This window comes from Streptomyces sp. NBC_00250 (assembly GCF_036192275.1).
In the GTDB taxonomy this organism is placed as follows: Bacteria; Actinomycetota; Actinomycetes; order Streptomycetales; family Streptomycetaceae; genus Streptomyces.
In genome coordinates this window covers 8,454,036-8,473,151 of sequence record NZ_CP108088.1, presented here as the reverse complement: position 1 = coordinate 8,473,151, position 19,116 = coordinate 8,454,036, and the positions used below count along the sequence as shown (strand labels likewise).

Sequence of the window (19,116 nt, the reverse complement as noted above, 5' to 3'; positions counted from 1 at the left end):
GATTCCGAGGACGTGGTCGCGGTCAGCAGCGGAAGCGGAGCCGGCAGACGACGGCGTCCGTGTCGCGGCGCACGGCGTGGGCGACGACCGCGCCCCGCTGGTTCTGCAGGGCGCGCAGCCACAGGCGCTCGGGTTCGGCCTCCGGGATGAGGACGGTGACCCGGGTGCCGGGTTCCGTCGTCCCCAGGTCGCGCACGTACGCCGTGATGGGCCGGCCGAGGGAGCGGCGCTCGGAGCGGAGTCGTACGAGAGGAACGCCCGGGTTCCACAGGGCCCAGTCGCGTTCGAGGGCCTCGGTGGCCGCCAGGTCCTCGGCGTCCGAGTGGCAGACCGTGAGGGCCCGGACCTCGTCGCCGAGGGAGACGGCGGCCGTGAGGGCCTCGCTGGTGACGCGGGTCAGGGAGGAGACGGGCACCAGGACGAGGGAGCGTTCGCGGTGCGGGGTCTCCGGGATCCGGCCGACGCCGAGACGCTCGCCGATCCGGCCGTACGCCCGGTGGACAGCCTCGAAGGCGAGGACGAGGACGGGCAGCGCGATCACGATCAGCCAGGCACCGTCGTGGAACTTGGTGGCTGTCACGACGACTGCGGAGACACCGGTGAGGACCGCGCCGAGACCATTGAGCAGGGACTTAGCCATCCACCTGGGTCCGCGTTCGCGGCGCCAGTGGAGGACCATGCCGGTCTGGGCGATGGTGAAGCCGACGAAGACTCCGATCGCGAAGAGCGGCACCAGGGTGTTGGTGTCGCCGCCGGAGAACACCAGCAAGGCGGCGGAGACGACAGCCAGCCAGACGACACCGTGACGGTGGACCTGGCGGTCCGCCTTCAGGCCGAAGACGTGCGGCAGATAGTTGTCACGGGCCAGCAGCTTCAGAAGAACCGGTAGACCGCCGAACGACGTGTTCGCGGACAGCGCGAGCAGCACCATCGTGGCGAACTGAACAACATAGAAAGCCCAGTTGTGACCGAGAGAGGCGTCGGCGAGCTGCGCGAGGACGGTGACGCCCTCGACCGGCTGGAGCCCGAAACGGGAGATCAGCACGGACAGGCCGATCAGCATGACGCCGAGCAGCGCGCCCAGCGCTACCTCGGCGCGCATGGCCCGGCGGGCGGCGGGAGCGCGGAACGACGGCACCGCGTTCGCTATCGCCTCCACGCCGGTGAGTGCCGAGCAGCCCGAGGCGAACGCCTTGAGCAGCAGCAGGGCACCCACGGTGGTGGCGTTGTCGGCGAGGACGGAGGCGTGACCGTCCGAGGCGGCCGTGGAGACCGGCGCGTCGCGGAAGAGGCCGACGACGATCAGTACGAGGATCGCGCCGATGAACACGGCGGTCGGGAGGATGAACGCGCGCGCCGAGTCGACGATCCCGCGCAAGTTCACCGCCGTGATCAGGACGAGTACCGCGAGGCAGACCCACAAGCGGTCCCCGTAGAGCTCGGGGACCGCCGACGTGAGGGCGGCGACTCCGGCCGTCACGGCCACCGCCACGTTCAGGACGTAGTCCAGGACCAGGGAACCGGCGGCCACGAGGCTGGTGCGGCGGCCGAGGTGCGTCTTGGCGACCGCGTAGGAGCCGCCGCCGTCCGGGAAGGCGGCGATGACCTGCCGGTACGAAGCCACGAGGACGGCCAGCAGGCCCGCGATGGCCAGTGTGACGGGGAGCGTGAATCCGAGGCCGTACCCGCCGGCCGCTGCGAGCACGAGGACGATGGCCTCGGGGCCGTACGCCACCGAAGCCATCGCGTCCAGCGACAGCGCGGCAAGCCCGGTGACGGCGGTCAGCTTGTGCCGCGCGCCGGTATCCGGGGGCTCCTCGGCGACGGGCGTGGCCCCGTTCTCGGTGGTCAGAGCGGACATGCGGGTGGTCTCCTTCGCACTCAGGTCCGCTCAGGGTGTCCCCCGGCCGGCGTGGTTCCCGCACTTCCTGGCGCGTTCTTTGCGCCGGGGGCCTCTCTCTTCACACGCTTTTGACACCGGAGCTCAGGACTGCGGTCATCGAGCATCCGATGGGGCCAGCGGGCTACGGTCGTGCCGTGGGCCGGAACAGCCCGCGGACACCCGTCGACATCCGCACGTGTCGATCTTCCGGCCTCACGCAGCGTCGGCATCTCGGCCGGTGGGTGCCGGGGATGAGCCCGACCGGTGCATCTTGACGCTTTCCTGACGCGCCCGCTCAGATCAGTCGTTGACGCCTTGCTTACGCTGGCCCGGCCGTCCGCACGTATGGACGGATCCCCCTCATCCAGCTGCAGCTCAGGAGTACCCCATGGCCACCACACCGGACGCGCACACCGGACGATTGCGCGCGTGGATGCTGGAGGGCCTCTCCGACATGGGGAAGGGCAAGCCCTCCCGGCCGGTGGAGTCGGCCCCGGACGCCGGGCACAAGGGGCAGCGCTGGTGGCGGGTGATGTGCCTGACCGGTGTCGACTACTTCTCCACCCTCGGCTACCAGCCCGGCATCGCGGCCCTGGCCGCCGGACTGCTCTCCCCCGTCGCGACGATCGTCCTGGTCATCGTCACCCTGGCCGGCGCCCTGCCCGTCTACCGGCGGGTCGCCGAGGAGAGCCCGCGCGGCGAGGGCTCCATCGCGATGCTGTCGCGCCTGCTCTCCTTCTGGAAGGGCAAGCTCTTCGTCCTCACCCTGCTCGGCTTCGCCGCCACCGACTTCCTCATCACCATCACCCTGTCGGCCGCCGACGCCTCCACCCACCTCGTCGAGAACCCCCACCTCGAAGAGGCCCTGCACAACAAGCAGATGATCATCACGCTCGTGCTGATCGCCCTGCTCGGCGCCGTGTTCCTCAAGGGTTTCCTCGAAGCCATCGGCGTCGCCGTCGTCCTCGTCGGCATCTACCTCGGCCTCAACGTGGTCGTGGTCGTCAGCGGCCTCTGGCACGTCCTCACCGAAGGCCATGTCGTCACCGACTGGACAGCCGCCCTGACGGCAGAACACGGGAACGTCTTCGCCATGGTCGGCGTCGCCCTGCTGGTCTTCCCGAAGCTCGCGCTCGGTCTGTCCGGCTTCGAGACCGGTGTGGCGGTCATGCCGCACGTCCAGGGCGACCCGGGCGACACCGAGGAGAAGCCGACCGGCCGCATCCGCGACACCAAGAAGCTCCTGACCACGGCCGCACTGATCATGAGCGTCTTCCTGATCTGCACGAGCTTCATCACCACCGTGCTCATCCCGGAGAAGGAGTTCGAGTCCGGTGGCCAGGCCAACGGCCGCGCGCTCGCCTACCTCGCCCACGAATACCTGGGCAACACCTTCGGCACCATCTACGACGTCTCCACCATCGCCATCCTCTGGTTCGCGGGCGCCTCCGCCATGGCCGGGCTGCTCAACCTGATGCCCCGCTACCTGCCCAAGTACGGCATGGCGCCGCACTGGGCCCGCGCCGTGCGCCCCATGGTCATCGTCTTCACCCTGGTCGCGTTCCTGGTGACCTGGATCTTCGACGCCGACGTCGACGCCCAGGGCGGTGCGTACGCCACCGGTGTCCTCGTCCTGATCTGCTCGGCGGCCATCGCGGTGACGATCGCCGCGCGCAAGGCCGGCCAGCGCGGCTGGACCATCGGCTTCGGCGTCATCTCCGCCGTCTTCCTCTACACCACCGTCGTCAACGTCATCGAGCGCCCCGACGGCGTGAAGATCGGCGCCTGCTTCATCGCCGGCATCATCCTGATCTCGCTCCTGTCCCGTCTCGGACGCGCCTTCGAGCTGCGCGTCACCCACATCGAACTCGACGACATGGCCGAACGCTTCATCCAGGACATCTCCCGTCGCACCCCGCGCTTCATCGCGAACGAGCCGGACAACCGCGACGTCGCCGAGTACCGCGACAAGATCGAGCAGATCCGCGCCGACAACGACCTGCCCACCACCGAGGACTTCGTCTTCATCGAGGTCACCGTCACCGACCCCTCCGAGTTCGAGGCGGGCCTGACCGTGCGCGGCGAGGTCATGCACGACCGCTACCGCGTCCTCACCGTCGAGTCGTCCTCCATTCCGAACGCGCTGGCCGCCCTCCTGCTCCACGCCCGTGACCTCACCGGCGTGAGCCCCCACATCTACTTCGAGTGGACCGAGGGCAACCCCTTCGCCAACTTCCTCCGCTTCTTCCTCCTCGGCCAGGGCGAGGTCGCCCCCGTCACCCGCGAGGTCCTGCGGGAGGCGGAGCCCGACCGGAACCGCCGCCCCCGCGTCCACGTCGGCTGACGCGCCGAAGTCCACCCGCGAGCCTCCATCGCGGCAGCCACCACGGTCGTGGCCCGCACGGTGCGGGCCACGACCCCGCCTCGCTGTCTCCGCCGTCGCGGAACCAGCGAGGCGCGGTGTGCAACACGATCAGGCGGTCCGTGCCGCCTGACCGATTTCGTGGGCGGCCGGCTCCTTCCGCTTCCGCGACACCAGGGCGGAGACCGAGGGACTGGTGACCACGGGGGCGGTGAGCGTCGGGTCGACGGTCAGGAGCTCGATGCCGAGCGGCTCGGCCGGCGAGCGCAGGACCGACTCCGAGAGCCGGATCCAAAGCTGCTCCGCACGGACGGTCGTTCGTCCCCCGCGTCGATCATTCTCTGATCGACTTCGGCCGGGGAGGACACTCGTTTGACGTGGCCTTGATGCCGGTCGGGTCCGGGCTCACGCGTTGTTGACGAGCAACGGCCTGACGCGGTCGGGTGTCAGGGGCGGATGCGACGAGGATCGACGGCCAGGCGGGGCGTGACGCGCAACAGACCCGAGCCGCCCGACGGCATGGGGAGCTCGGCCATCGGGGCAGGGTCTGGGTGACGCGCCACAAAGGTCGGCGCAGTTCGCCCTCGTCGATGGCATGGGCCTCATCCAGGGTCCAGCCGACGGCGAGGACATCGAAGAGCTCGCGGCTGAAGAAGCGGACGGCGAACCCGCGATGCGGCCGCCGGGTCCGAGGCGCGGGTGCGGGTGCGGGTGCGGCAGGCTATTCCCGTTTCCGCTTCGCGGTGGCGTGAGCGATGATCCCTGCAGGCTTGGCAAGAGGAGGCGGGCGTGGCCCATCGGCAACCAAGGTTGGTACTCCTGTGCGGTCTGCCAGGTGCTGGTAAGACCACGGTGGCCAAGAGGCTCGTGCAAGAGCTGTCCGCTGTACGTCTGTGTCCGGACGAATGGCTTGCCGGGCTAGGCCTCGATCTCTTCGACGACGAGGCTCGGGAGCGCGTCGAGCGGTGTCTCTGGCAGCACGCCCAGGCGCTGTTGGCCTCCGGTGCTGTTGTGGTCTTGGAGAACGGTTTCTGGGAGCGGACCGAGCGTGACGAGAAGCGGCTCCAGGCCCGCGCGGTGGGCGCTGCCGTCGAACTGTGTTACCTCCCGGTGCCGATGGAAGAGCTGGAGCGACGTATCGCTCTGCGGAACAACGAGCCGGGCTCTGTCGTGCTGACGGCCGAACTCCTGAGGAATTGCCAGAACCAGTTCGAGCCACCGACGCAGGCCGAGCTCGACCTGTTCGACGCACCCCTGCTCTAGGGCGTGTTGCGAAAGTGGATCAAGGATGTGGATGATCACCAGTTGTGGGGCGTGGTGATCTGACGAACAACCAGTGGATCCGGCTGGAGCCGTTGCTGCCTACGGGCAAGAAGCCGGGGCGTCCGCCGACGTGGACGCGTCGGCAGCTCAACGACGGCATACGGTGGCGGACCAGGACCGGCGCGCCGTGGCGGGACATCCCGGAGCGGTACGGGCTCTGGGACCGGGCCTACGACCTGTTCCGGCGCTGGCAGCGCGACGGAACCTGGAAGCGGATTCTCGCGCAGCTCCAGGCCGAGGCCGACGCGAAGGGCCTGATCATCTGGGACGTCAGCGTCGACTCCACCATCGCCCGGGCCCACCAGCACGCCGCCGGGGCGCGTAAAAAGGGGCACAGCAGAAGGAGCCTCCTGGCGGCATCGACGCCGAGCCCGACGACCACGGCCTGGGACGCTCACGCGGCGGGCTGACCACCAAGCTGCACCTCGCGGTCGAGCAGGGACAGAAGCCGCTGTCCCTGCTCGTCACCGCCGGACAGTGGAACGACAGCCCGCAGTTCCAGCCGGTTCTGGAGGGCATCCGGGTGCCCCGCACCGGACCAGGCCGGCCGCGCACCAAACCGGACAGAGTCCGCGCCGACAGGGCCTACGGCTCCCGCGCGAACCGTGCCTACCTGCGCAAACGAGGGGTTGGCTGCACCATCCCGGAGAAGGCCGACCAGGTCCGCAACCGCAAGAAGCTCGGCTCCCGCGGCGGCCGCCCGCCCAGGTTCGACAAGGTCGACTACAAGGAGCGCCACGCGGTGGAGTGCGGAATCAACAGGCTGAAGCGCCACCGGGCCGTGGCCACGAGATACGAGAAACTCGCTGTCCGCTATGAGGCGACGGTGCTGGTCGCGACCATCAACGAATGGCTGTGACCAGCACGTCTAGAACTATCGCGAGGGTGCCGAACCGGTCAGCGACTTGAGCAGGTGCACGTCCGCGTGTCCTGCGGGGATGCCCGGGATCCGACCGGTCTCGACATAGCCGTGGCGCTGGTAGAAACCGGGGGCCTGGAACGTGAAAGAGGAGACGGCGACGCGATCGCAACCGCGTCGCTGTGCCTCCGTCTCTGCTGCCCGCAGGATCGTGCTGCCCCAGCCGTCCTTGCGGCTGTCGTCGCGAACCCACAGCAGCTCGATGCCGCACAGAGCGCCCCAGGTCCATGCGGCCAGCCCGCCGACCAGTTCACCCGCTTCATCGGTGACCTTGACCGAGAAAGTGCCGCGGTCAGACACGCCGGTGGCGGCCGTGTTGAAGGCGATGAGTTCCTCGGTCAGTCGGTCGTCGAGCTCGGTGTCGCGCTCGCCAATGGTCAGTGTCGGGCCGGAGCTGTGGTCAGTCGTCACGGCGCGGAGTATGTCAGTCGGCCCGGCTCCACAACACGTGATTACTCACTTTCTTGATCCACTTTCGCAACACGCCCTAGGGCAGGTATCGAGTCGTGATCGCTGGGTGGCCCGGTGTGGCTGAGCGCCCCAGTTGGCCAGTGAGCGAGCTCGTCGGCCAACTGGGGTGCTGAGTCGCGCGAGCGGCTTTCACCTCTGGCCGGCTGCCCGAGGAACTGCACCCGCGCCCGTCGTCCGCGCCCGGACGGGATGTGCGTACGCCATGTTCCTTCGCGGCGGCCGCGCGATGCACCACTGCGCGAACTTCGATCTGGGTTACCGCGCGGTGGTGATCACGTAGACGGCGAGCGCAGCCGCCCCTGCGCCGCAGAACACTACGACGAGGCGAGCTGTCCAGTTGTCCTGCTGTATCGCCATCCGGATCGTCCGCCAGAATTCCCTTCCCATCGTGCCTCCTTGGCATCGTGCGAGCGACTGCTGCCGATGACCAGGCGGCTCACTTTCTCCTGCACTGCGGCTACGAAAAACGTCACACCGGCGACTGCCTCCGAACTCGCAGCCCTGGGTCCATCGGCGTGCTCAGGGGGCCCGCTCTCAAGCAGCAGGTGGAGGGGCCGGGGCCGAGGCAGGCAGGTCAGACGCTCGGCGAACAGCGCATCCCACTCGGCGACCTCAGGGGCCGCTCCTCGCTGGGCAGCGTGCAGGACTGCGGCAGCCAGGCAAGATCACTCATCACGCTCACTCCCGTCGGAGGTGTCCCTGGTAGCGGGGGCCCCGGCCGGTCGGACGCCCGGCCGTGGACAGCGTGCGGGTCAGGTCGTCCCGCGGACCTCCGGCACGGCACCCGATCGTGCTGTCCGGAGCAACGATCACGTCCGGCACCCCAGCCCAGGTATACGGACGTGTGAGCGCGGGCGGCGTCGGCGGGAAGGGTGACCGGGCAACGCCAGGAGAGCCGGGGGCGCAGGTCACGCCTACGTGAAGCTGGGCCTGACCTGCGACGTCCGCCAGGAAGTCCCCGGCGAAGAGAGATTGTGGGCGTCGCCTGTCCGCGTGATCCCGGCGGGTGAAGCAGCGGAATGCTATTCCTTCTTCGAGCACGCGGCCGCGTCAGTGAGCTTCTCGACCGCAGCTTTCGTCTTCTGCTGCATGGAGTTCGGGTCGTAGTTCATCGCGATAGTCGCTTGACGCTGACCATTCGTCGTCGCGTACGATTCGACGAGGTATCCGGGGAAGTTCCCACTGTGCCCCCACCAGGTTCCGCAGGAGAATTGACGGGGCACGATTCCGAGACCATATTTTGCGCCACTCTTGCCTGTTGCCGTCGTCATCATCTCTTTCAGCAGGCCAGGTGGGATCAGGCGGCCCGTCAGCAAAGCATGGTAGAACGACGAGACATCACCCGAGGATGCAATGATTCCACCGCCGGCCCATGCGATGGAGGGGCTGAATCGCGTCACGTCGGTAGCGGGCGGCTTCCCGAGCACAAAGTACCCGTGCGCATGAGGGTCGGCGATATCGGGCCCCGTGGGCAAGTAGGAAGAATCCAGCTTGAGTGGTTTGAAGATGCGGTCGTCGAATTGGGCGGCCAGAGAGGTCCCGGCCACCTTCTCGATGATGAGACCGGCCACTGTGTAGTTCGTATTCGAGTATGCGGCGTCCGCACCAGGCTGAAACTTTCTCGGCAGGGATGTTCCCAACTTCACGAGCTGCTGTGGCGTCGTGACATGCGTGACGTCACCGGCGAGGTACGGGGCCAGATATTGCGGGTTCTCCTCGTAGTTGGGGATTCCGCTCGAGTGGTTCAGAAGCTGGCGGACCGTGATCTTTTCGCCTTCGGGAACCAGGCCGGGCAGCCACTTCTGCACGGAATCATCGAGAGTCATCTTCCCTTCGTCGACCAACTGAAGAATGACGACTGCCACGTAAGACTTGGCCAGGCTCCCAATCCTAAATCGGTCCTCCACCTTCATGGGAGTGCGGGATGCGACGTCGCCCAGCCCCCAAGCATTGGCGACCTGGTTCCCTTTGTCGGCCGTCACCACCACCGCGCCGGGGACGTCAATGGCCAGCACCGCTTCGACATCCTGTTGCAAATTCTTCTTCTGGGATTCTGAACTCGACTCTCCCTCATCGCCACAAGCGCTGACGAAGAGGGCGACAGCAAGGGGAATGGCAATGAGCCTGATCGGAGCCTTCACAGTACACATCTCCAGCGTGGGGGTCGGCTCTACGATGCCCACCCTCGAGTCCTGCGTTAGGGAGGCACGCCGTAGCAGCCGGGCTCGGGGAGAGGTTTCACCGGAGTCTGGGCGTAGTGCAGCGAATAGGCGCGTCTCGGAAGTGGCCGAGCCTAAGGCCGTTTCCCATGCGGTGAGGCGGAGAAGCTGTTTGTAGCAGCAGAGGGCGGCAGCGAGGCCGAGGAAGGCCGGGTAGTTGCGGGGGTGGCGTTCGTCGCGGTGGTTGAGCCGGCGGTAGCCGGTCAGCCAGGAACCCGCCCCCGCACTCCCTCCTGCAGACGCCCCGGCGCCGAAATCACTCGGATCCGAGTGATGAGGCACCGGTGCGCGCCCGCGACCTCGCGTCGATACTTGCGTCATGATGCGCATCCGTAAAGATCATTCACCCCAACCCTGACCTGATGCTCCATCAGGAAACGCGGCATCGAGTCGGCATCGGTACCGCACAGAACCGCCCTCAGCCGCTACGAAACGCCAAGGTCAATAACTCGTCACACCCGGCCTGACCTGAGAAAACCCTGCTCAGCGACCTACCTGCTCATCTCACCAGGAGGTATCCGTGAGGATGCTGATCAACGTGCCTTAGTTTGGTGCGGCCGCAGGTCAGGGCCATGCTGTGGAGCCGTTGGTCAGCAAACTCCCAGCATCAGTCAGGAGCGGTGTCAGTGGCGACCAAACTCATCCGCGGGATGGGCAGCTTCTTCAAGACCTGCAGCTGCAAACGGCAGGGCGGATGTGCACACCCCTACGCTATCCGGTTCCGCGACGGAACGGGACGACAGTGCGAGGAGTCGGGCTACCCGACGCAGGACGATGCCCTCGATCGTCTCACGCAGATCTACAGGGAGAAGCGCAGCACTCCCGTGCAGCAGTCCGAGTTGAAGCGCACGCTGGGCAAGCAGCGTTTCGGTGAGTACGCAGGCACCTGGTTGCCGCGCCAGCGCCACTTCGCGCCTGGCACGGTACGCACGGTCAAGCAGCTGCTCGACCGCCAGATACTTCCGGCCCTCGAGTCCCGGCGCATCAACACTTTCTCGCCGACCGTCGTAGACGACTTCATCATGTCCATGGAGGAACGCAAGGTCGGGCTGGCCACGCAGCAGAACGCCTTCGACACCCTCAAGAAGATCCTCCGGGACGCCCACCGCAAAGGCGGGATAGCCCACGACCCCTTCCAGGATGTTGTCCCACCGGAGTACATCCCCAACCGGATCACCATCCCCACACTGGAGGAGATCCACGCACTCAAAGAGGCCGCGTCCGAGGCTCTCGTCGTCATCATTGACCTGATGTCCGGGTGTGGGCACCGGAACGGTGAGGCGTACGCAGCCAACCTCGATGGGATGGTCGCGGACGACGTGTACCGCATCACCGAGCAGATCGAGGGGAAGACCCGCCAGCGCGCCCCGCTCAAGCACCGCAGGCCCGGCGACTTCCGCGAGGTCCCCATGCCGGCGACGGTCCGGGACTCCCTCCTCAGGTACGCCCACGATGTCGGCGCAGACGAGAACGGCTTCCTGCTGCGTACTCAGCGCAGCCCCTACTGGTCGCACACCACCCTCGAGTACCAGTGGAGCGCGGCCAGGAAGCGGGCCGGCATCACGCGCAAGCTCAACCCGTACTCCCTGCGCCACTTCTTCGCCTCGAACTGCTTGTCCAAAGGAATACCCATCACCGACGTGGCCGAGTGGATGGGGCACTCGAACATCAACATGACGTACCGCATCTATCGCCACCTGATGCCGGCTTCAATCGGGCGCGCAGCCAAGGTCCTTGAGGCCGGACTCTAGCGGGAAGCCAAAAGGGGCCGGGTTTCCACCGGCCCCTTCTTCACGAAACCTTCTGCTGCTGCGCCCACCTCTCAAGATCCTCAACCTTGAACTTGAGCCGCCCGCCAAAGTAGTAGCGAGGGATACCGTACCTTCGCGAATCGCGATACATCCAGCGCCGAGACATGTCCAAATACTCAGCCGCTTCAGCGATTCCAAGGAACCGACAACTCATATGACACCTCGTTTCTCACCAGCGTTTCGGCCCCGATGCTACGGAGCTAAAGCGGCCACCCCTAATGCGGGAGGACGGGCTCGTGATCCTTGACGAGAGCGGTACCGCGAGTTGACGGCATGCTGAGTGGTCGGCCATGACGGCCTCCGTCGGAGCACCAGTCCAGCTGTCGGAGACGGCTTGGCGCGGGGTTACGACTGGGATGGATTCCACTCCACCGGCTTGCACGGAACAGCCGGGGAGCGCAGCCGGGCCGGCAATCAGCCGCTCCGCATCCGAAGGAATAGACCGAGGCCCTCGCTGATTGTCCCAAAGTCGGCTCGGACACAACGGGGGAAAACTGGTGAGCGAACTCAAACTATTCCGACAGGATGCCGATGGCCGGGATGTTGGGCTTCGTAGCTCGACGGTGGCGCTGGAGGTCGAGCTGCAGCGGCGGGTCGAGGCCGGTCTGGAGCAGATGCTTGGTATCCGGTTCCTGGCGTCGGAGTACGCGACTGGTCCGTGGCATTGGGGGCGGATCGACACCCTCGGGTTGGACGAGAACGGCAGTCCGGTGGTGATCGAGTTCAAGAAGGGCTCCGACAGCGGGGTGCTGTCGCAGGCCGTCTCGTACATGGCGTGGCTGGAGTCGGCGCACCATGAGTTCGAGGCGCTAGTCCGGAGGGTACTGGGCGCGGAGTTCGCCGAGCCGATCGACTGGCGGCGTCCGCGGATGGTCTGCATCGCGGCCGGCTTCTCCCATCACGACCGGGTGGCTGTGCAGCGGCTGCCCGAGCGGATCGACCTGGTGCGCTACCGCGCCTTCGAGGGCGGCCTGCTGAGTCTGCTGCTCGTGGACTCCTCGCCCGGTATGCCGAGCACGATGTCTCGGCGGAGCCGAGAGCGGGACGCGGTGGTCGGCAGCGCGCCGGCGGCTCCTTCGCCTGCGGGTGTCGGTCTTGTCCCGGAGTGTCTGCGGGATCTGTACGCGGAGCTGGACGAGGCGCTCACGGCATGGGGCGAGCTCGAGGTGGCCCCGCTGCGGCACTACATCGCCTACCGACGTCTGGTGAACGTGGCGTCCGTGCTCTTCCGTCCGAAGCACCAGGTGATCCTGGTCTATCTCAGACTCGACCCGGACACGGTCGTGCTGGAGGAGGGCTTCACCCGCGACATGCGCGGCGTCGGGCACCTCGGGACGGGGGACCTGGAGGTGCGTCTCGCCTCGGCAGCGGACCTGGAGAAGGCGGCGCCGTTGATCCGGCGGGCGTTCGAGGCGGCGTGACACAAGCGGAAGGGCGGCTGGAGCATCGGTTACTCGATGCTCCAGCCGCCCTTCCGCGTCTGCGGCCCGCGGCCTCGGGTTCTTCGTTCTCATGATCAGTCCTCTGGTCCGACCAGGGCGAAGTCGTCCTGTTCCAGCTCTGCGCGGAGTCGCTGTTCGGCCACGTCGGCGTAGTGCGAGGACAGCTCGACGCCGACGAAGTTCCGGCCTTCTCGGAGGGCGGCGACGCCCGTGGAGCCGCTGCCGGTGAAGGGGTCGAGGACGGTGCCGCCTTCGGGGCAGATCTGGACGAGCTGCTGCATGATCTCGACGGGCTTCTGCGTGATGTGGACCCGGTCCTTGCGGGGCTGGGAGGCGATGTAGTGGCCGGGCAGGTAGAGGTCGCGGGTGTTGTCGAGGGATCCCTTGACGCCCCAGATGATGAACTCGGAGTCCTGTTTCGGCCCGCCCTTGCGGGGCCGGCTGGCGGGCTTGATCCACGGGATGGTGCCGCTCCAGGTCCACCCGGCCATCTGCAGGGCGTCGGTCGTGGTCGGTTCCTGGCGCCAGTCGGAAAAGACCATGGCCACCGCGTGCTCGGTGGACGCCCTGTACGACTCGGTGAGCAGCTCGGTCAGCCAGGAGCGGTAGGAGCGCTGGTCGCGGTTCTCGCCGGGGAAGTTGGCGAGGTCGTGCGCCGAGTTGCTGGTGACGTACTTGGCGCGCGCGGTGCGTCCGGTGCGCTCCGAGCTCGTACGGCCGCCGGAGTTGTACGGGGGGTCGGTGATCACGGCGTTGACGCTCTCGTCCGGGAGGGACTTCAGCACGGTCAGGGCGTCGCCTCGGTGCAGCGTGTAGCTCATGGGGGCCTCTTTCAGAGAGCGGAGGGGCTTGGGCCCGCGCCGACAGCGCGTAACGGCGCTCGTCTCTGGCGGGGTTGAGCCGGAGGTTAGCCGTGGGTTCCGGCCGGACCTAACGAGGCGGCGGTGGCTCGGGACCAGCCTCGGGGTCGTTTGGCGCGGCCGGAATCGCGGTCTACTGTCTCGCCGTGTCGCCGGGACGGAGCCTCGCTCCACCCCCGCTGACCTGTGTGCATCCGTGTCGCATGGTCCAATCGAGCAGTGCACGGGAAGCACGTTCCTCCTCGTTTCCCCCGCCACCAGGAGCCCCAGTGTTCTGCCTGAGATTACGAGCGCGGCTGGCTGCCGCGCGTGACCTGAGACCGGTGTCCGGGAGCTACCAACTCCCCTGATCCGGGCCCGCCCGAGCGGCGGATGCACATCGGCGCGGTGCCAGCGGCTTTGCACGAGAAGTCGGCACCGCGCCTCCTACGAAACCGAGGAGCCGCTGCGATGCAGCATGCCCTTATACCTCCACGTCCCGACCCGACGCCGTCACCCGGTCTGCGGCGGCCATGAAGAAGACCACCATGTCCGTCGTCGGTCTGTTCGCGACCGGCCCACTGCTGATGGCCGTGCCGGTTCTCGCCTTCGGCGCCGGGACCGCTTCCACCTCCTGCTCGACCGGCGATGCACGGTCTGTGGATACCGCAGCGGTCGCCGACCAGGTGAAGGCCATCCTGGTCGGGGGCGACAAGGGTTCGGTCTCCGTGCCCGGTCTGGACAATCCGGCCGAGCAGATCCCCTACGCCAAGACGATCCAGGCCACCGGCGTCGCAATGAACATCCCTGCCCGGGGGCAGACCGTGGCCCTGGCGACCGCCCTGCAGGAGAGCGGCCTGCGGAACCTGACCTGGGGCGACCGCGACTCGCTGGGGCTCTTTCAGCAGCGGCCGTCTATGGGCTGGGGCACGGCGAACCAGATCCTCGACCCGGTACACGCCAGCACCAAGTTCTACGAGGGGCTCAAGAAGGTCTCGGGCTGGCAGTCCCTGTCCGTCACCCAGGCCGCCCAGGCGGTGCAGCGTTCAGGCTTCCCGGAGGCGTACGCCAAGTGGGAGCCCCTGGCCACGGCCTTGCAGAAGGCCATCGAGCCCCTGCTGTCGAGGGCCGGTGGCACGTCACCGGCCCCGGCGCCGTCCGGCTCGGCCGAATCCGGCAGCCCTTCGCCCAGTACCGCGGGCGGCTGCGGTGCCGAAGAGGACGGGGCCGACTTCGGCACCATCCCGGCCGGCGCGCTGCCGAAGGAGTACAGCATCCCCGCAAGTGCTCCGCCGAAGGTCCAGGCGGCGATCCGGTGGGCGCTCGGCCAGCTCGGCACGCCGTACCAGTGGGGCGGGAGCTGCACCGACTCCCACGGCGACACGGCGATGCGCCGGTGCGACTGCTCCTCCTTGATGCAGCAGGCGTACAAGGCCGCCGGGGTCGCCCTGACGCGGACGACGTACACGCAGGTCAAGGAAGGCAAGTCGGTCTCGGCCGACGCTCTTCGGCCGGGTGACCTGATCTTCACCGAGGGGACGGCCGCAGTGCCCGAGCACGTCGGCATGGCCATCGGGCAGGGCCTGGTCGTGCACGCCCCGCGCACCGGCGACGTGGTCCGCATCGCAACCTTCGCCTCCTGGAAGCCGCAGATTCTCGCGGTCCGCCGAGTCGTCTGACCGGCGCTCCTCCCTTCCCCCTTTCTTCATCGCACCGCCGCCCATCCTCACGGGCTTCGGCGCGCCTTGAATCGAACTGGAGTTCCTCATGTATCTCGCTGACCAGGTCATACAGCTCGCTTACGATCCCGGGATCAAGCCGAACGAGGGCGGGCTGCCGGGCCTGAACGTCCTCAAGCAGGTGATGGGCTCCATCAACCTCTTCGGCCTCGTCGCCGTGGTCGGCGCGCTCGCCGTCAGCGCGGGCGTGTGGGCCTGGGGCCACCACTCCGGCGGCCACCAGGCCGAGGCGAACGGGAAGAAGGGCGTCCTGGTGAGCGCCGGCGCGGCCCTCCTACTCGGAGCCGCGAACGGCGTGGTCGCGTTCTTCAGCACGCTGGGGACGCAGGTCCGCTGATGCCCTCCCATTCCTCGAACCCCGGCGGCGCAAGTCGCGTGCGCCGCCGGGCGCTGCTCGGCACCGCCGTCCTGGCGGTGCTCGTCGCCCTCTCCGGCCTAGCCGCCTACCTCACCCGCGACGGCAGGGCGCCTTCCAAGGCTCCCGATGCGCAGCCGAGTTCGTCCGCGTCTTCTTCTTCCACGGCCGTCTCGCCGTCCGGGCCGCCCGTATCGATCACCCGTCCTCGTGCCCTGCCGGTTCCTCCGAGGACCACCGACCCGATCGCGTTCGGGAAGGCAGCCGCGGCGGCTCTGTGGTCGTACGACACCCGGGCCTACTCTCAGGCCGAGTTGCGAGGTGCTCTGCACGCGTGGCTGTCTTCGGAGGCCAAGTACGCCGACGCGGCCTCGGTCGACAGGGGTATCCCCTCGCCGGTCCTGTGGAAGGAGATGGCCGCCAACCGTCAGTTCGCCACCGCCACGGTGGACGAGGGGCACTTCCCGAACGCGTTCACCCGGGCCCTTCAGGAGGACCCGGGCGCGATCACCCAGGCGTACATCTACGCCGTCACGGTCTCCGGCAAGCAGGCGATCGTTTGGAAGGGCTCGCCGGGCGGCGCGGAGAGCCGTGCCACCACCCTCGCTGTCCAGTGCCGCCCCAACAAGCCCTGCGCCCTGGTCGGCGTCATGCCGTCCGTCGCGCCCTGACCCCCGTACCCGAAAGGAGGTACCACCATGGACGTCTGCGGGATTCCCATGATGGACAAGGTGTGCACCGCCGTCGACTTCGCCACCAACCCAGCCGGAGCCGTCACCGACGGCATCGGCGCGTGGATCGCGAAGTCGGCAGGAGAACTGGCGGCCAGCGCGGCTGACCTCGCCGCCAAGGCCGTTGACGAGACGACCGCTATCGACCTCCATGCCGGATGGTTCCGGGACAACTACGAGCTGCTGCTGCCCATCGGGCTCGCGCTGACCGTCGGCACGTTCTGCATCCAGCTCATGTTCGCGGCCTGGCGGCGCGACGAGCGGGCCATGGCCCAGGCCGCGATCGGCACCATGACCGGCGTCCTGTTCAGCTTCTGCGCCATCGCCTTCACCACCGTCGCCATCACCGTGGTCGACGCACTGTCCGAGGGCCTCTTCCAAGCGGCCAACACGTCGGTCGACGACGCGATCCGCCGCGTCGTGAAGATCAACCAACTGGGGGCGATGTACGGCCTGGGCTGGGGCGTTCCCGCCTTGGTCGCATTCGGGTGCGCGATCGGCGCCTTCCTGTACTGGGGCGTCATGGTCGCCCGGAAGGTCGGCGTCCTGATCATGGTCGCCCTCGCCGTGTTCGCCGGTGCCGGCGGCGGCTGGGAGGTCGCCAAGCGCTGGCGGCGCGGTTGGATCGAGGCCACCGCCACCCTGGTCGTGTCGAAGCTCCTGATGACCGTGGTCTTCCTGATCGGCGTCTCCGCCATGGGCAAGACCGAAGCGAACGACGGTATGTCGGCCCTGTCCGACGCGATGGCCGGCATCGTCGTGATGGTCCTGGTGCTGCTGTGCCCCTACGCCACGTACAAGTTCGTCCGCTGGGCGAGTGACGGCGGCGGCCACGACGACCTGCACCGCACTGGCGTCGCGGGCATGGCCATCGCTGCCGGGGCGGCGAAGACCGCCGGCAGCCTGGCGATGCGGGTCGGCACCGGAACCCCTGCTCCCCAGGGCCCGAGCCAGGTTCCCGGCGCGGGTGCCGACGGTGTCGCCTCCGGCATCAACCCCGCCGGCGGCAACCTCAGCGAGGAGGGCATCGGCGCCGGCCCGCCCAAGCCGCAGACCCGCTTCCGGTACGGCGAAGACCCGAACGCCACCGGCGACAAGGGCCGGGCCCTGATCCAGCGCCCCGGCATCCCGCCGCTCATCACGCGGCCTGGGGAGAGCGATACGGAAAGTTCCGCCGCCGACTCCCAGGGCGCGACTGTCCCTTCCGGTGTGCTCTCCGGCGCGGCGGGGCCGGTCGGCAGCATGACCTACATGCCGTCCGTCGGCCCCGCGCCCACGGGGACCGCTGCCCCGGTCGCGCCGCCGTCCGCGGGGCCGCCGGCCGCCGGTTCCCCGACGCCGACGACCTGGGTGCACCCCACCCAGCCGCCTTCGGGTTCCTGACCCCCCACCCCCGGGGGCGGGCTGTCCCGCCACAGCCCGCCCCCTCCTGAACCGACCACCAAGGGAGTTCCGCCATGCACTCCAGAAGAGCGCCGCACGCCCCGTCCTCCGTTCGCTCTCACCGTCTGGAACCACAATGTCCGGCAAGCATCAGGCCGAAGTCCCCTCGGCCACCGTGAAGTTCCCTCACCGCAGCAGGCGCGGTGTCCTGCTCGGCCTGACCGCCCCGCAGCTACTCGTCGCCGGCCTCACCGGCCTTCTCCTGCTCACCGTGATCCTCACCCGCGGCGTGGTCGGCGCTCTCGCGCTCAGCCCCCTGTGGGCCGTCATCGCCCTGCTCGTCTTCGCCCGCCACCGGGGCCGTGCCCTGGCGGACTGGGCCCCGATCGTCACCCGGTACGCCCTGCGCCGGATGCGCGGCCAGCTCGTCTGGCTCACCCGCCCCTCGCGCCGGCCGACCCGTGAAGGGCTCCTCCACCTGCCCGGCACCGCCGCCAGCCTGCGCGTGACCACCGCTCCCGACGGCCGGTACGGGGCGGTCCACGATCCTCACCAGGGCACGCTGACCGCCGTGGTCAAGGTCTCCTCCCGCGCCTACGCGCTGCTCGACCCGGGCACCCAGCACGCCAACGTCAGCGGCTGGGGACGGGCCCTGGCCGCGCTCGCCCGGACCGGGCAGATCGCCCGCATCCAGGTGATCGAGCGCACCGTCCCGGACTCCGGCGACAGCCTTCGCCGCTACTGGGAGGAGCACGGCCGGGCCGACACCCCGGTGGCCGGCGGGATCTACAACGAGCTGATCCAGAGCGCGGGCCCGGCCGCGGCCCCGCACGAGGCGTACGTCGCGGTGTCGCTGGACGCCAAGGCGGCACACCGGCTGATCAACCAGGCTGGCGGCGGTCTGACCGGGTCCTTCAGTGTCCTGGCACAGTTGACGTCCACCTTCGAGCAGGCCGCGCGGACCGCCGGGCTCAGTCCCACCGGCTGGCTCACTGCCCGCGAGATCGCGGCCGTTGTCCGCACCGCCTACGACCCCAAGGCCCTCGCGGCGCTGGACCGCTGGTCCGCCACCGGCCGCCCTGAGGCTGAGGCCGCCGCTGCCGGACCCGTGGTGGTCGTGGAGAAGGCGGCCCACATCGCGACCGACTCGGCCGTCCACGCCACGTACTGGGTGGAGAACTGGCCGAGGACGGAGACGTCGGCGGGTTTCCTCCACCAGCTCCTGTTCACTGGCGGCGTGCGGCGCACGCTGTCGCTGTCGTACGAGCCGAAGGGTCTGGACGCCGCCCTGCGCGACGTCCAGCGCAAGAAGGCCAGCGTGATCGCGGACGCGGCCGAGCGCACGCGGCGCGGCCAAGTCGACTCCGAAGCGGACTCGATCGAGTACCACGACATCAAGACGCGCGAACGGCAACTCATCGCCGGCCACGCGGATGTTGCCCTGACCGGTCTGCTGACCGTCTCGGCCGACTCCGAGGAGGAGCTGCGTACTGCGTGCGCGGTCGTGGAGACCGCCGCCGTCGGTGCCCAGCTCGACCTCCGGCCGCTGACCTGGCAGCAGGCCGAGGCGTTCACCGCCGCCGCTCTGCCGCTCGCCCTCGCCGTGTGATCCCCGCGCTCCTCTGCTGAAAGAGCACTCC

At 68.4% G+C, this 19,116-nt stretch carries 16 protein-coding genes; 10 read left to right on the top strand and 6 right to left on the bottom strand.

Annotation, left to right across the window (positions count from 1 at the left end; all coding sequences use genetic code 11):
• Positions 1-22 precede the first annotated feature (22 nt).
• Complete coding sequence (locus OG259_RS38175) at positions 23-1,861, bottom strand: APC family permease (RefSeq protein ID WP_328946432.1); 1,839 nt, start codon at positions 1,859-1,861, stop codon at positions 23-25.
• Between the two features lie 409 nt (positions 1,862-2,270).
• On the opposite strand from OG259_RS38175, the gene OG259_RS38170 reads away from it, so the two are divergent.
• The 3 genes from OG259_RS38170 (at position 2,271) to OG259_RS38160 (ending at position 6,426) form a co-directional block, all read left to right on the top strand.
• Positions 2,271-4,226 (top strand): APC family permease, encoded by a 1,956-nt coding sequence (locus tag OG259_RS38170; protein ID WP_328946431.1) that lies wholly within the window; start codon positions 2,271-2,273, stop codon positions 4,224-4,226.
• Positions 4,227-5,033: 807 nt separating this feature from the next.
• On the top strand, positions 5,034-5,507 hold the full coding sequence (locus OG259_RS38165; protein WP_328946430.1) for an AAA family ATPase: 474 nt from the start codon (positions 5,034-5,036) through the stop codon (positions 5,505-5,507).
• Between the two features lie 44 nt (positions 5,508-5,551).
• Positions 5,552-6,426, top strand: a protein-coding gene (locus OG259_RS38160; protein ID WP_328946429.1) for an IS5 family transposase whose coding sequence is annotated in 2 segments (ribosomal slippage) — positions 5,552-5,896 and positions 5,899-6,426 — 873 coding nt in all. Because the reading frame shifts where the segments join, the coding sequence is not laid out codon by codon here.
• Between the two features lie 15 nt (positions 6,427-6,441).
• Here the strand turns inward: OG259_RS38160 and OG259_RS38155 are convergent.
• From OG259_RS38155 to OG259_RS38145, 3 genes are all read right to left on the bottom strand, one after another.
• On the bottom strand, positions 6,442-6,897 hold the full coding sequence (locus OG259_RS38155) for a GNAT family N-acetyltransferase (RefSeq protein ID WP_328946428.1): 456 nt from the start codon (positions 6,895-6,897) through the stop codon (positions 6,442-6,444).
• Positions 6,898-7,212: 315 nt separating this feature from the next.
• The gene (locus tag OG259_RS38150) at positions 7,213-7,344 is read right to left on the bottom strand and encodes a hypothetical protein (RefSeq protein ID WP_328946427.1); all 132 of its coding nucleotides are present in this window, start codon (positions 7,342-7,344) and stop codon (positions 7,213-7,215) included.
• A gap of 635 nt (positions 7,345-7,979) precedes the next feature.
• A complete protein-coding gene (locus tag OG259_RS38145) occupies positions 7,980-9,140 on the bottom strand; it encodes a serine hydrolase domain-containing protein (protein ID WP_328946426.1) in 1,161 nt (386 codons plus the stop codon).
• Positions 9,141-9,802: 662 nt separating this feature from the next.
• On the opposite strand from OG259_RS38145, the gene OG259_RS38140 reads away from it, so the two are divergent.
• Positions 9,803-10,927 carry a tyrosine-type recombinase/integrase gene (locus OG259_RS38140; RefSeq protein WP_328946425.1) on the top strand — a complete coding sequence of 375 codons (1,125 nt, stop codon included), beginning with the start codon at positions 9,803-9,805 and terminating at the stop codon, positions 10,925-10,927.
• A 40-nt stretch (positions 10,928-10,967) separates the two neighbouring features.
• Here OG259_RS38140 and OG259_RS41885 read toward each other — a convergent pair whose 3' ends face one another.
• Positions 10,968-11,141 carry a helix-turn-helix domain-containing protein gene (locus OG259_RS41885; protein ID WP_443052085.1) on the bottom strand — a complete coding sequence of 58 codons (174 nt, stop codon included), beginning with the start codon at positions 11,139-11,141 and terminating at the stop codon, positions 10,968-10,970.
• Positions 11,142-11,484: 343 nt separating this feature from the next.
• On the opposite strand from OG259_RS41885, the gene OG259_RS38135 reads away from it, so the two are divergent.
• Positions 11,485-12,408: a DUF5655 domain-containing protein gene (locus OG259_RS38135; protein WP_328946424.1), complete on the top strand. Its 924-nt coding sequence runs from the start codon at positions 11,485-11,487 to the stop codon at positions 12,406-12,408.
• 95 nt (positions 12,409-12,503) lie between these two features.
• Here OG259_RS38135 and OG259_RS38130 read toward each other — a convergent pair whose 3' ends face one another.
• Positions 12,504-13,250: a DNA-methyltransferase gene (locus tag OG259_RS38130; RefSeq protein WP_328946423.1), complete on the bottom strand. Its 747-nt coding sequence runs from the start codon at positions 13,248-13,250 to the stop codon at positions 12,504-12,506.
• A gap of 551 nt (positions 13,251-13,801) precedes the next feature.
• Between OG259_RS38130 and OG259_RS38125 the strand changes: the two genes are divergently transcribed.
• The 5 genes from OG259_RS38125 (at position 13,802) to OG259_RS38105 (ending at position 19,085) form a co-directional block, all read left to right on the top strand.
• Complete coding sequence (locus OG259_RS38125) at positions 13,802-14,947, top strand: C40 family peptidase (RefSeq protein WP_328946422.1); 1,146 nt, start codon at positions 13,802-13,804, stop codon at positions 14,945-14,947.
• 88 nt (positions 14,948-15,035) lie between these two features.
• Positions 15,036-15,344 carry a DUF6112 family protein gene (locus tag OG259_RS38120; protein WP_266971882.1) on the top strand — a complete coding sequence of 103 codons (309 nt, stop codon included), beginning with the start codon at positions 15,036-15,038 and terminating at the stop codon, positions 15,342-15,344.
• The gene (locus OG259_RS38115) at positions 15,344-16,033 is read left to right on the top strand and encodes a hypothetical protein (protein WP_328946421.1); all 690 of its coding nucleotides are present in this window, start codon (positions 15,344-15,346) and stop codon (positions 16,031-16,033) included. Before OG259_RS38120 ends, OG259_RS38115 begins: the two co-directional genes overlap by 1 nt.
• A 27-nt stretch (positions 16,034-16,060) precedes the next feature.
• Entirely contained in the window at positions 16,061-17,476 is a 1,416-nt protein-coding gene (locus tag OG259_RS38110; protein ID WP_328946420.1) for an SCO6881 family protein, read from the top strand.
• Between the two features lie 136 nt (positions 17,477-17,612).
• A complete protein-coding gene (locus tag OG259_RS38105) occupies positions 17,613-19,085 on the top strand; it encodes an SCO6880 family protein (RefSeq protein ID WP_328946419.1) in 1,473 nt (490 codons plus the stop codon).
• The last annotated feature ends 31 nt before the right edge of the window (positions 19,086-19,116 follow it).